Raw genomic sequence first — 13,192 nt, 5'->3', positions numbered from 1 at the left:
CTCATCCTCCGGTACCGCGCACCGGTACCGGAGGACCGAGGTGATGCGCCACCGGTCGTACGGCCCGGTCGTGCGTGGTAGGTACGTCAGCGGGTCACCGCCTCACCGGCCTGCCGGGCCCACGGCCTGACGGGCGGTCTCCGTGAAGTACTCCGCGTCCTTGGGCCGGTTGCGGGCCGAGTTGCGGTCGCGGGGCGCCGGCACCAGGTGGGGGATGTGCTTGGAGCAGTGGATGTAGGCCTCGTGGACGGTGATGTGGATCCACATCTGCGGAGTGCGACCGGCCGCGGCGGGCGCGGACAGCAGGTCGAGGCCGGGCTGCTGGTCCTCGGCGGCGCGCAGCCGGGCGGCCCCGTTGACGTGGAGTCCGACGTGGTCGTCGCTGAAGTCCATGAACAGCAGGCCGATATGAGGGTTCTCGGAGATGTTGCCGGCGCTGGCCAGGACACCGTTCCCGCGGTATTCCGGGTAGATGAGGGTGCGTTCGTCCAGCGTCTGCACGAAACCGGGCGGTCCGGCGCGGAAACTGGTGTCGCAGTTGCCCCGGGCGTCGGCCGTGGAGAGGAAGACCATGGGCTGTCGGGCGATGAACTCGCGCATCTGCGGGGTGAGTTCGGCGCGTACCTGCCGGTCGTAGAAGTCGTCGGCGCGTGCGGTGGTGCCGAGTTGCTGCTGCAGACGACGCTCGCCGAACGAGTGGGAGCCGTCGTGGTGCGGGGTGTTCACGGTATCGGGCGCCTTTCGTCGGGTGGTACGGGGAGCGGGGTGGATTCCAGGGCCGGAACACCCTCCAGCGGGTCGTAGTGGATACGAGCCGCGGGCACCCCCTGGTCCAGCAGGACCTGGACGGCCGCCGTCACCATGGGGACCGGGCCGGAGAGGAACGCCTCGTGCTGGTACCAGGGGCCGAACTCCCGCAGCACGTCGGGGAGCATGCCCTCGCGTCCGGGGATGCGCTGGTGGGACACGGCCGCACGGACCGACAGCCAGTGGTGGCGCTGGGCCATCCTGAGCATGTCGTCGAGGCCGTACAGTTCCTCGCCGGTGCGGGCACCGACGAACACGGACACGTAGCGTTCGGTGCCGTTGATGGCGGCCTGTTCCACCAGGGCGCGGATGGGGGCCAGACCGGTTCCGCCGGCCACCAGCACCAGGTCGTGAGTGGCCCCAGGGTCCAGGATCATGTCGCCCTGCGGCGGCCCCAGGTGGACGATGTCGCCGGGCCGGGCGTGGTGGACCAGCGCGGGGCTGACGAGTCCGCCGTCCACGGCCCGGACGTGAAAGGTGAGGGAGGAGTCGGGCCGCGGGGCGTGACAGGGCGAGTAGTAGCGCCAGGACCTGGGCTGCCAGGGCGTCTCCATGCTCACGTACTGGCCGGCCGCGTACGGGTAGTGGCCGTGGGTGCGCACGGTGATCTCGGCGATGCCGTACCCCAGGGGCACATGGCGGACGATCTCGGCCGACCAGACGGCCGGGCGCAGTTGTGCGTCGTCCTCGGCGGCCTGGGCCATCACGTCGGCGACGGCGGTGTACGCGCGCGTCCAGGCGGCGGCTGTCGCGTCGCTCCAGGCGGCGCCCGCGTACCGGGCCAGGGAGTCGAGAAGGCAGGCGCCGACCGCGGGGTAGTGGTCGCGCAGGGCGCCGAACTTGCGGTGGTCACGGCCCAGCCGGGTGCAGAAGTGCACCAGGTTCCCGGGATCGTCGACCAGGTCCACGATCCGCAGCAGACCACGCAGCAGCCGGTCCCGCTGTACGTCCATATTGGCCGGGAAAAGGTCTCTGACCTGCGGGTAGCGGGTGAACAGGATGGTGTAGAAGTACACCGTCACGTCCCCCGCCAGCGGTGCGACGGCCGCGACACTGGCGCGGATCAGCTGGATCTCTTCGGGGGTCAGCAGCTCGGAAGGGGGCTCCACTTCGGCGGGTTCGTCGAACGCCGGTGGGGCCGGGGGCTCCTGCACCGGTGCGGTCCAGGCGGCGTGTTCTTCCGCTTCTTCCGCCGGGACCTGGGGGGAGGACGACGCGCGGAATCCAGGCCGGGGGATCTTCATAGGCCTGGCCGGAAGCCGTTGGGTCTTATCAAGAGCAGATCGCAATCGGACGGGTCGGACGCTCCCGGACCGTTCCCGCCCAGGTGAGGGGGGCGAAGTCGCGAGCGTCAGCGGGGGAAGCAGCGGTTCGCAGCCGCCCACCCTAGGCCACGGTGACGGGGCCGGCGCCCCGGGGAGACGCACCTCACCGACGCAGAGCGGACGGGGCTCATGTTTGGTGCGGAACGGTGCAAAGACCTACCGAAGGGCTGATCAGGGACCCGCGAACCGCTGTTCTCCGGCACATTTCTCCGGCATGTGCGTGCGATCCGGCATGTGCGTGCGATCCGGCATGGGCGTGCGATGCGGCCTTGCGCGTGGCCCGGCCATGCGCGTGGCCCGGCCTTGCGCGCGATCCGGCCTTGCGCGCGATCCGGCCTTGCGCGTGATCCGGCCTCTCGTGCGGCGCGGGTGCGAGCCGACGCCGCACAGCCGTACGGGCCCGGCTGTGCGGAGCCCGTACGGCTGTGGGGAGAGGTGCGCCGGGATCCGGCGCGGTGCGGTGCGGTGGTCAGCCGCGGTGGCTCGCGTGGGAGAGGGACCGGACGAAGCGGGCCGCGTCGATCGTGCCGACGCCGGTGGCCATGTCGTAGCCGTTGACGGCGGGGTAACCGGTCACCCCCGCATAGCTGTTGTCCGTGCCGTCGTTGACGTCCACGATGCCGGACGACTTGCGGTGGACCAGGGTGTACAGCGCCTTGTGGATGTCTCCCACCCGGTGGCCCGCGGCCTGGTCGGCGAGGGCGACGATGCCCGAGAACAGGGGGCTGGCCTCGCTCGTTCCGCCGTAGACGTCCCAGCCGACGGCCGTCGGGTCGTAGCTGGAGTACACCCAGGCACCGCCGTCGACCGCGGCGGCCATCGAGATGTCCGGGGTGCCGCGGCGGGCGCCGACGACGTTCTTCACGCCGTTCTGGTACGCGGGGCGGGTGAAGACGTGCGACTGGCCGCCGCCACCCGCGCCGTAGTCGTTGTACACACTGTCCGGCGAGGTGCGGTCGCCCTTGTCGTCCAGGTGCAGCTGGGTGCCGCCGATCGACGTCACCAACGGGTCGGACGAGGGCCAGGAGTTGACGCGCTCGGTGTAGTAGCCGTTGCCGTCCGCCGTGCTGTCGGTGGCGCCGCCGTCACCGGACGAGGCCAGGACGGTCACGCCGTGCGCGGCCGCGTCCTCGAACGCGTAACGCAGCTTGCCGATGCTGGAGAAGTCGCCCTTGTCGAAGCCGGGGAAGGTGTTCTCCGTGGCGCCGAAGCTCTGCGTGATCACATCGCCGACGCCGTGGTCGATGAGGTCCTTCTCGGCGGACATCATCTCCGGCAGACCGGTGACGCCCTCGGTCTCCGCGACCCCGGTCTCGACGAGCACGATCTTGGCGTCGGGGGCGACGGCGTGGGCCATCTCCACGTCGAGCGTCGTCTCGCCGGCCCAGCCGGTCATGTCGGCGTCGGTCGGGTCGAACGCGGGGACATGGCCCCACTTCTTGACCTGCACCTGGGTGCTCTTCATCCCGAACTGCCCGCTGTAGACGTCCAGGTCGTGCTGGATGGTCGGCGAGCCGAACGAGTCGACGATGACGATCGTGCGGCCCTTGCCGGTGACGCCGGACTTGTACAGCGCGTCGAGGTCGTACGCCTGGCGGTACTGGACCGGGCTGTAGCAGGCGATCTTCCACTGCGCCTGGCACTGCTCGATGGGCAGCGGGCTGCTCACCCCGCTGACCAGCCGGTGACCTGCTACCGCCGGGACCGCCCTGGTCTGCGGTGCCGCGTGCGCGGACACGGTGGTGCTGCTCAGGGGGGCGACTGTCATCGCGGCGGCAACGAGGGCGGTGGCCCCGGCCGTTCTGATTCCGGCGCGAGACCGGGGTCTGGCTATGCGCATGACTTCTCCTTGTATGGAGCGGAGCCGGGCGGAGCGGTTGCCGTGATCCCATCCGGGGGGCGTGCGCAGAGCAAGAGCGGGCGTTCATTGATATCGAACGCTTTGCCTGGGGATGAATCCTTGGGATGCTCATGGCAAACACCGGACCGAACCTTGATGCGGGGTACGGGTACGGGTACGGGTACGGGTGCGGCTGCGGGTGCCTATCCGGTGGGTCCGGGACGGCCGGGCCGTTCCCGCTCGCCGTGCCCGGTGCGGTTCAGGGTGAAGTGGGCGGAGCCGCCCATGAACCGGGCCCAGATCCGCGGCGGGAAGACGTTGCCCCGCTCGGAGTCGGCGCCGCCCACGCCCTGGAGGGGCAGGAGTTGAGGCCGGCCGGGCTTGTTGCGGAAGAGCGTGACGGCGGTGGACAGCTCCTTGGTGTAGCCGACGAACCAGGCCGACTTGGTGCGGTCGCTCGTGCCGGTGGCGATGGACGCCACGTCGGGGACGACGCTCTTGGCGCCGGTGGTGCGGGCCACGTCCTGGAGTGTCTGGTTGACGACGGCCACCGTCTTCGGCTGGAGGACGCGGCGGGAGCGGGGACGGTCGAGGCCGTCGAGGGTCTTCCGGCCCTTGAGGACCCGGGTCACCGAGTACGGGTCGCTCTGCGTCCCGTAGTTGGCGAAGGTCGCGTAGGCGTCGGCCATGCGGATGGCGCTGGGCGTCGAGGTGCCGGTGGGGAAGGTCTGTTCCAGCGGAGCCATGCTGCTCCGGAGCAACCCGGTCTGTACGGCCGTGTCCCTGACCTGCTTCCATCCTATGGACTTGCCGAGCTGGACGAACGGCGCGTGGGCCGAGGTCACCAGGGCGTGCTCCAGGGTCTTCGGGTCGGGAATCGCCGGGTAGACGCGGAGGGTGTGCGGCCCGCCGGCCAGCATGCCCTGGTAGTAGGCGGCGAGGGCGAAGGGCTTGAACGCCGAGCCGACCGGGACTCCGGTGGTGTCGGCGTTGTCGGTGAAGTGCTGGGTGGCGTCGGCGCCACCGTAGAGGGCGACGATGGCCCCGTCCTCGGGCCGGACGGAGGCCGCACCCACCTCTACGTAACGGTCGGCGGCACGTTTTTTGGGGGCCAGGCCGTGGCCGGTGACCTCCTCGACGGCCTGCCGCAACCGCTCCACCTTGTCCTTCTCGAACGTGGTGTGGATCTGGTAGCCGCCGAGTGCGAGGGCCTTGTCGTCGAGACCGATGCGTTTCTTGAGGTAGCCGTTGGCCACGCCGACGAGGTAGCCGGTCTGGCCGGACATGCTGGTCGACCGGGACTCCCGCTTGGGCTCCGGGAAGGTCCGGTACGTGGCGCGCTCGGCCGGGCTCATCATGCCCAACGTGACCTGCCGGTCCAGGATCCAGCCCCACCGCGCGACGGCGCGCTTGTGGTTCGCCGCGCTGAGCGTGGGGTCGAACTGTTCCGAGCCCTTCAGCAGCGCCGCCAGCATCGCGGCCTGGCTGGGGTCGAGATCCTTGGCGGGGACGCCGTAGTACGCGCCTGCGGCGGCCTGGATGCCGTACGCCCCGCGCCCGAACCAGCTGGTGTTGAGATACCCCTGCAGGATGTCGTCCTTGGATTTGTGGCGGCTCAGCTTCAGCGCGATGAAGAATTCCTTGAACTTGCGGGTGTAGGTCTGCTGCCGCGACAGGTAGGTGTTCTTCACGTACTGCTGGGTGATCGTCGAGCCGCCCTGGGTGTCCTGCCCCTTGACCATGTTGACGACCGCACGCGCCTGGCCGGTGACCGAGACCCCGGCATCGCTGTAGAAGCTCGCGTTCTCCGCCGCCACCACCGAGTGCTGTACGGACAGGGGTATTTTCGCCAGCGGCACGAGCTGCCGGTCCACCGCACCCGTGGCCACCATCTGGCTGCCGTCCGCCCAGTAGTAGACGTTGGCCTCCTGGCGGGCCGCCGCGTTCTCGTCCGGGATGTCGATGCGCGCGTACACGACGGCGAACAGCACGGCCAGGCTGCCCGCGCACAGCAGGAAGGTCCCCAACTGCAGCCGCCACGACGGCAGCCACCGCCGCAGGCCCGCTCTGCCCCGGCGCGGATAGTCGATGAGGCGCCGGCGGCCGTCGGCCTCGGCCTGGCGCTTCTTCGGCAACAGTGATCTGCGCATGGTGCGGGCTCCTTGTTCAGAATTCGTCCTGTGGGACGACTGTGTCCATGAACTGAGACGTGGAGCGCGCGGCGAGGATCCCGAATAATTGTTTAATTGTTGTCTTTGTTACCGGACCTGGGGCGATTCAGCCGCGGAACGCGCGATTCCGGCCAGATGCGGGTGGAGGGCGTCAGTGGGTGGGAGCCGCCGGGGCCGCGCTGGTCAGGTCCTTCAACGTCCGTTCGAGCCAGCTGAGTTCGGCCTTCGAGGTCGCTCGGGCGATGGTCAGGACTCCCTCGCGGAACGGGTCGTCCATCCTCGTGCGGTGCCGTATCGACCGTGTGGTCGCCCGGACCGGTATCGCCGACTGAGGTCCGGGGCGGCCGACGCCCGACCGGGGCCCGTTCCCGCGGGCCGCGGCGGCGCGCCGGCCCGGTCCTCGACGTTGCTGCCGCCCGCAGGGCGGGCCGGATCACGCGTCCTGACGGCGGCCGAGATCCGCCGGCGGTTCCTCCTCGGTGTCGAGCAGGCTCCACAGCACCGGAGTCGGGGCCATGCGGGCCTCCAGCCCGTCGCTCCTGAGCCAGCGGCGCACCCGGTCCACGGTCTCCCGCGGAGGCACGGCGAGTGTGTGTCCCGGCGTGCGGTCGCCGGGCTTGGCCGTGGCGTCCATGCCGACCTTCGTCACGGTGCCGCCCTGCTGCATCGGCACGTTCCGGTCGGCCGGGACGTCGGGGACGAGGACGAGGTCCCGCTCCCAGCGCATCCGGCTGGTCCGTGCCCAGTGGACGTGTTCGGCGTCCCAGATGTCGATGTCGGAGTCCACGACGGTCACCTGTTTCACCATGCTGACGGAGGCGAAACAGGCGAAGATCGCGCGCTTGGCCTGGCGGCCCTGGTGCGCGGCGAGCGCGACGACCACATCGACCCGGCCGCCCCCGGACAGCGTCACGGCGACATCCGTGTCACCGCAGCCGGCCACGCGCAGCGCATGCCGCAGTCCGGCGGCGATCGGCAGCGCGGCGAGGAAGGCGTGCTCGGCGGCGAGCCCCGGCAGGATCACCTGGACCGAAGGGTCGGCGCGTGTGGTGAGCGCGGTGACCTCCAGCGTCACCCCGTCGCCGTAGTCCTCGTACATGCCGTGGTACTCGCTGACCAGCCCTTCGTGCACCGGGCGGTCCGCGTGCAGCAGGCCCTCGATGACGACTTCGGCGTCGGCGGGCACGAGCACCTCGCTCGTCGTGGCGCGCACCACCTTGACCGGAGCGCCCAGCAGATGTGCCGCGTGCTCCAACTCGTCGTCGCCGAGGCCGAGATAGAAGCAGGCCGCCATCTGGATCGCGGGATGGGTGCCCAGGGTGACGGCCACGGGAAGGCCGTCACCCGCGGTGGAGCGGGCGAGCGCGGTCAGATGGTGGTTCGGGGCGATCCCGACGAACCCGGTCGTCGGGCCCAGCGGTTTGATCCGGGCGTAGGAGGCGTTGCGGTGGCCGGTGCGCGGGTCATGGGCGACGATCATTCCCGCTGTCAGGTACCCGCCGGAGTCCTCGGTGAAATAGGTCGGCGCGAGGACGCGCTCCCATACCTCGTCGGCGGCGAACCGCCGTTCCTGGCACCGGGCGGCATCCACCACCTCGGGCTTGCGCCGGGAGGCGACCGCGGCCGACAGCGTGTCGAGGACGTCCGCGACCCGCACGCCCAGCGCGGCGGCGATACGGGCGCGGCTCGACAGGACGTTGCCGACCACGGGAAGCGCCGAACCCACGACATCGTTCAGCCGCACGGCGGGCCCGCGATCGAACAGCGCGAGCACACTGGCGAGTTCGAAGCGAGGGTCGACGGGGCGGTCGATATCGACGAGTTCACCACGGCGTTCCAACTCGCCGAGGAATTCCCGCATTGACTGATCGCCCATGTTCATCTGTGCTCGCATTCCCGGGAAATGGCAATTCGTAAGGCGTACGGGAGCGATGTCCCACCGCTGGTGGCACGCCATACTGCATGAGTCATCGAGGTCACGCAAGGCAGGTCAGGGGGGTGCCACGGCGTTCGGAAAGGGCCGTCCCGCATACGATTCCCGATCCGCGGGAATGGTGTTCTGCTCCGGCCATCCGGATGTCTACCTTGCACCCCATGGAAAAGGCACAGGGTCACGAACGCGCCGACATCGTCCTTACCGGGGTCGTGCCGGTCGCGGACGGGAAATTCGAGCGTGGGTGGGTCGCCGTCGCGGGCGGAGTCATTGCCGGCGTCGGAACCGGGACGGCCGCGGAACCCCCCGCCGCACGGCGGATCGACGTCGGGGACGCCTTCGTGCTGCCGGGCGCGGTGGACGCCCACGTGCATTCCTACTCGCATGCGGGTGAGGGGCTGCGGGCCTCGACCTCGGCCGCCGCCGCCGGAGGTGTGACCACGATCGTGGAGATGCCCTTCGACGAGGCGGGCCCCGTCAACCGGGTCGACCGGCTCGGGGCCAAGCGGGAGAAGGTCGCCGACGAGGCCGTCGTCGACGTCGCGCTGCTCGGTACCCTCGCGCCCGGCGGAGGGTGGCGGGAGGCCGAGGCGCTGGCCGCCGCGGGAGTGGTGGGGTTCAAGGTGTCGCTCTTCGACACCGACCCGTTCCGGTTCCCGCGCATCGACGACGCCGAGCTGCTGGACGTGATGAAGGCCGTCGGCGCCGTGGGCTCGACCCTGTGCGTACACGCGGAGAACAACGAGATCATCAAGGCGCTGCTGGCCGACGAGCGGCACCGTACGTCGACCGATCCGGCCGTGCACGCCGCGACCCGTCCGCCCGTGTCGGAGACGCTCGGTGTGCTCACCGCGATGGAGGTCGCCGCCCACCAGGGCAACGCGCTGCACCTGTGCCATCTGTCCCTGGGCCGGTCCGCCGAGCTGGTGCGCTGGTACCAGCAGCAGGGGGTGGACATCACCTTCGAGACGTGCCCGCACTACCTGACCTTCACCGAGGACGACATGCGCGGCGCGCGCGGCCGGCTGAAGATCAACCCTCCGTTGCGCGACGGGGCGAACCGCGACGCCATGTGGCAGGCCGTCAGTACGGGTCTGGCCACGGCCGTCACCTCCGATCACGCCCCGTGGCCCACCGTGTTCAAGGACCACGAGCGGATCCTGGACAACCACTCGGGGGTGCCGGGCACCGAGACCCTCGTGGCGACGACCCTGGGCTCCTGCCTGCGCCGCTTCGGCGTCGGGCCGGAGTTCTCGCAGGCGGTGGCCGCGCTGACCAGCAACCCCGCCGACCGGTACGGCATCGGGCACCGCAAGGGCAGGCTGGCCCCGGGCCACGACGCGGACATCATGGTGCTCACCCCGGACGACACCTGGCGGATCGACGGCTCGGCCCTGCACTCCCGCGCAGGCTGGACCCCCTACGACGCGTACGCGCCCGGCGCCCGTGTCACGCTGACGCTCAGCCGTGGCACCGTCGTCTGGGACGCGGGCAAGGGACTGACCGGCGCCCCCGGCCGCGGCGAGCAGGTGCATCGGAGGTGAGCATGACCATCGAACGGCCCACCGTGGGCGAACTGTCCTCCCTGACCCGGGGGCTGCGGATCCTGGAGTTCGTCCAGGACCGGGGCCAGGCCGACGTGTCGGAGGTCATCGCGGCCGTCGGCATCCCGTCGTCGTCGGCCTACCGCTACGTACGGCTGCTCAAGGAGGCCGGGTACCTCGCCGAGGTCGACGGCGCGCTGCTGCCCACCGACCGCCTCGCCGACCGTTCGATCGACCGGACCGGGCACCTGGTGGACCTCGCGCGCCCGGTGCTCACCCGGCTGATGCGGCGCAGCGGTCTCGATGTGGCGCTGACCGTGCGGGCGCACACCGCCGCGCTCTGCCTGGACACCCGCCGCAGCGGATCAGGCACGGTGGCGCTGCGGCCGGGTCAGGTCCTGGCGCTGTACTCGGGGGCCAGCGCCACCCCGCTGCTGGCGACGGCGCCCGAGACGGTACGCCGTCAGGTCCTGCGGGGGCGGCTGCAACGGTTCACCGCGGCTACCCCGGACGCCGCGGCCCTGCGCCGCGAACTCGCCGGAGCGCGCAGGGACGGCCACCACGTGACGCACGGCTGGCTCACCCCGGGCGTCAGCGCCGTCGGCATGCCCGTTCTCGTCGCCGGCTCGTGCCTCTGCGCGGTGTCCCTGGTGGGGCGGCACGCCGAACTCGCCGATGTCACCCGGCCGTTGGGCCTGTTGCGGGACGCGGTCGAGGACATCACGCTCAGCATGCCCCGGGCGGCGTCCCAGGTGTGGCTGTCGCCCGACGAGGAGAGCACCCGAGAGGACCTCTGAGCACCACGGCACCGGACGCGGAGGATTCCGCGGTCCCCGTGCCGTCGCCGCCGGAGGCACCACCGACGTACGAAGTCCCCCTTCACCCTGGCCGGATCACGGCCAGGTCTGTCCGGTATCTGCCGGAAGGATAGGTAATGAGTATCGATCTGGACGCCCTGACGCCCCAAGCCGAACGGCTCTCCGAGCGCCTCGCCTCGCTCGCGGAGTTCCACGACTCCACGCGCCCCGGCTGGAGCCGTGAGGTGTTCTCCGAGCCGTACCGCGCCTCGCGCGAGTGGATACGCCGGCAGATGGCCGACGCGGGGCTCGACCCCGTCGTGGACCCGGCGGGCAACATCGTCGGGCGGCTGCCCGGCCGCCGGGGGCGCGGCCCCGCGCTGGTCACCGGATCGCACACCGACACGGTCGCCCAGGGCGGCAGGTTCGACGGCATCGTCGGCGTCCTGACCGGAATCGAGGTGGCCCAGCGGTTCCGTGAGACAGGCGTGACGCTGGAACACGACCTGCTGGTCGTGGACTTCCTCGGCGAGGAGGCCAACGACTTCGGCATCTCGTGCCTGGGCTCCCGCGCGGTCGCCGGAGTGCTGCGGCCCGAGCACCTGGACCGGGTGGACAGTACGGGGACCCGGCTCGGCGACGCGATCGAGAGGTTCGGACTCGACCCGCAGGCCGCGCTGCGCCAGGCCTGGAGCCCCGGCGACGTGCACGCCTACGTGGAGCTGCACGTCGAGCAGGGCGCACTCCTGGAAACGTCCGGCACGAGCATCGGCGTGGTCACCGCCATCGCCGGGATCGACCGTCTCCTGATGCGCTTCGCGGGCCGGGCCGGTCACGCGGGAACCACCAGGATGGCGGACCGGCACGACGCACTGGTCTCCGCTGCGGCGGCGGTCCTCGCGGTGGAACGCGCCGGATGCGGAGCGCCGGTGCACGGGGTGGCCACGCCCGGCTGCATCGAGTCGGGCCCCGAATCGATGGGCGTCATCACGGACCGGGCGCGGCTCTGGGCGGAGATCCGCAGCGTGGACGGCAGTTGGCTCCAGGGAGCGCGCCGGCAGATCGTCGACGAGGTCGCCGGGGAAGCCGCGAAGCGGGGCGTCGAGTTCGACGTCGAGTACCTCACCGACCAGGACCCGGTGCCCACGGACGCGTTGTTGCAGGACGTCATCGGGCAGTCGGCCGACCGGCTCGGCCTGTCCTGGCAGGCCGTCCCGTCCGGGGCGGGCCACGACGCCGCGCACCTGGCCCGGCTCGGCCCCATGGGCATGATCTTCGTGCCGTCCGAGGGCGGGCTCAGCCACTGCCCCGAGGAGTTCACCGCGCCCGCCGACATCGAGCAGGGCGCGCACGTCCTCGCCGCCACGCTGACCGCCTTGGACCAGCGCCCGGTCGTGCGCAGTGAGTAGCGGCGCGGCGGCACCGGCCACGAACGGGGTCGCCCGGCGCGCGGTCGTCGCGGCATCCTTCGGCAACGCGATGGAGTGGTACGACTTCACGGTCTTCGCGTTCTTCGCCGGCTACATCTCCGACAACTTCTTCCGGGACGACGACCCGGGGGCGGCGCTCATCAGCACGTTCGTCGTCTTCGGCACGGGATTCGTGGCCCGCCCGCTGGGGGCCGTCGTCATGGGACTGTACGGCGACCGCAAGGGCCGCAAGGCCGCGATGATGCTCTCCCTCAGCACCATGGCCGTGGGAACACTCCTGCTCGTCGTAGCACCGCCGGTGACCGTCATCGGTATCGGCGCACCGGTCCTGCTGCTCGCCGGCCGGCTGCTGCAGGGATTCTCGGCGGGCGGCGAGATCGGCGGCGCCACGGCCTTCCTGGTGGAACACGCGCCACCCGACAGAAGGGCCCGGTACGCAGCCTGGCTCCAGGCATCCATGGGGATCTGCAATCTCGCGGCTGCCGCCGTGGGTGTCACCCTCACGACCTTCGTCTCCGAATCAGCGATGAGCGCCTGGGCCTGGCGCATTCCCTTCGCCCTCGGCCTGCTCATCATTCCGGTCGGCGTGTACATCCGCCGGCATCTGCCGGAGACCGAGGAATTCGAGAAGGTCCAGCCCGCGAAGCCCGCGGAGAGCCCCGGGCGCGGTCCCCTCGTCCAGTTGCTCACCGTGTACCGGGGACGGGTCGTCACCGGATTCCTGTTCTCCGTGCTGTGGACCGTGTGCGTGTACACCCTGGTCATCTACGCGCCCACGTACTACGAGAGCGACGCGGCCGGACTCGGCTTCACCACGCAGCAGTCGTTCCTCGCCTCCCTGGTGGGCAATGCGGTCCTCGTCGTGGGGTGCCTGGTCGCGGGACGCGCCGCTGACAGGGCGGGTGCGCAACGAGTGATCGTGGCCGGCGCGCTGGCCCTGCTCGTGCTGCCGTTCCCGCTGCTGGCATGGCTGCACGCACAACCGGCTCTCCCCGTCCTGCTCCTCGTCCACTGCCTGCTGTGTGCGGGTGTCGCCGCGTTCGCCGGTGTCGCACCGTCCACGCTGACCCGGCTCTTCCCCGTCGCGGTGCGCTCCACCGGCGTGGCCCTGAGCTACAACCTCGCCGCGACGCTCTTCGCGGGCTTCACCCCGGCCCTGATGGCCTGGGCGGTCGCCTCACTGACCGTCTACGCCCCCGCCCTGTGGGTGGCCGGCGCCGCCGTGGCATGCCTCGCCGCCGCACCGGCACTGTTCCGGCAGATCCAGCCGGCGGCCGGACCGCGACCGCCGACGGGCGGACAGCGTTCGCCGGCAGCCGTGGTGGACCGGGGGTAGGGCCCGCGA

General features: G+C 71.0%; 9 protein-coding genes and 1 pseudogene. 4 read left to right on the top strand and 6 right to left on the bottom strand.

Going from position 1 to position 13,192, the window contains the following annotated elements:
* Positions 1 to 102: 102 nt before the first annotated feature.
* The 6 genes and pseudogenes from OG709_RS17410 to OG709_RS17385 all read right to left on the bottom strand — a co-directional run bounded on the left by OG709_RS17410 (position 103) and on the right by OG709_RS17385 (position 8,019).
* Positions 103 to 726, bottom strand: coding sequence for a pyridoxamine 5'-phosphate oxidase family protein (locus OG709_RS17410; protein ID WP_250302499.1), 624 nt, complete (start codon positions 724 to 726; stop codon positions 103 to 105).
* Positions 723 to 1,961 (bottom strand): globin domain-containing protein, encoded by a 1,239-nt coding sequence (locus OG709_RS17405; protein ID WP_250302500.1) that lies wholly within the window; start codon positions 1,959 to 1,961, stop codon positions 723 to 725. The genes OG709_RS17410 and OG709_RS17405 overlap by 4 nt, the downstream gene beginning before the upstream one ends.
* A 640-nt stretch (positions 1,962 to 2,601) precedes the next feature.
* Positions 2,602 to 3,972 (bottom strand): S53 family peptidase, encoded by a 1,371-nt coding sequence (locus tag OG709_RS17400; RefSeq protein WP_329166845.1) that lies wholly within the window; start codon positions 3,970 to 3,972, stop codon positions 2,602 to 2,604.
* A gap of 203 nt (positions 3,973 to 4,175) precedes the next feature.
* Positions 4,176 to 6,122, bottom strand: coding sequence for a transglycosylase domain-containing protein (locus OG709_RS17395; protein WP_250302502.1), 1,947 nt, complete (start codon positions 6,120 to 6,122; stop codon positions 4,176 to 4,178).
* A gap of 172 nt (positions 6,123 to 6,294) precedes the next feature.
* A pseudogene (locus OG709_RS17390) lies at positions 6,295 to 6,420 on the bottom strand (PadR family transcriptional regulator); the annotation flags it as partial.
* A gap of 156 nt (positions 6,421 to 6,576) precedes the next feature.
* On the bottom strand, positions 6,577 to 8,019 hold the full coding sequence (locus OG709_RS17385; RefSeq protein ID WP_266642039.1) for a UbiD family decarboxylase: 1,443 nt from the start codon (positions 8,017 to 8,019) through the stop codon (positions 6,577 to 6,579).
* Between the two features lie 218 nt (positions 8,020 to 8,237).
* Between OG709_RS17385 and OG709_RS17380 the strand changes: the two genes are divergently transcribed.
* The 4 genes from OG709_RS17380 (at position 8,238) to OG709_RS17365 (ending at position 13,183) form a co-directional block, all read left to right on the top strand.
* Positions 8,238 to 9,620 carry a dihydroorotase gene (locus OG709_RS17380; RefSeq protein ID WP_329166844.1) on the top strand — a complete coding sequence of 461 codons (1,383 nt, stop codon included), beginning with the start codon at positions 8,238 to 8,240 and terminating at the stop codon, positions 9,618 to 9,620.
* 2 nt (positions 9,621 to 9,622) lie between these two features.
* Positions 9,623 to 10,417 (top strand): IclR family transcriptional regulator, encoded by a 795-nt coding sequence (locus OG709_RS17375; RefSeq protein ID WP_250302505.1) that lies wholly within the window; start codon positions 9,623 to 9,625, stop codon positions 10,415 to 10,417.
* 137 nt (positions 10,418 to 10,554) lie between these two features.
* Positions 10,555 to 11,826, top strand: a complete 1,272-nt coding sequence (locus OG709_RS17370) for a M20 family metallo-hydrolase (protein ID WP_250302506.1) — start codon at positions 10,555 to 10,557, stop codon at positions 11,824 to 11,826.
* Positions 11,819 to 13,183 carry an MFS transporter gene (locus OG709_RS17365; RefSeq protein ID WP_266642042.1) on the top strand — a complete coding sequence of 455 codons (1,365 nt, stop codon included), beginning with the start codon at positions 11,819 to 11,821 and terminating at the stop codon, positions 13,181 to 13,183. Before OG709_RS17370 ends, OG709_RS17365 begins: the two co-directional genes overlap by 8 nt.
* The last annotated feature ends 9 nt before the right edge of the window (positions 13,184 to 13,192 follow it).

Source organism: Streptomyces sp. NBC_01267, assembly GCF_036241575.1.
GTDB lineage: Bacteria > Actinomycetota > Actinomycetes > Streptomycetales > Streptomycetaceae > Streptomyces.
This window is presented reverse-complemented; position numbering and strand designations above follow the sequence as displayed.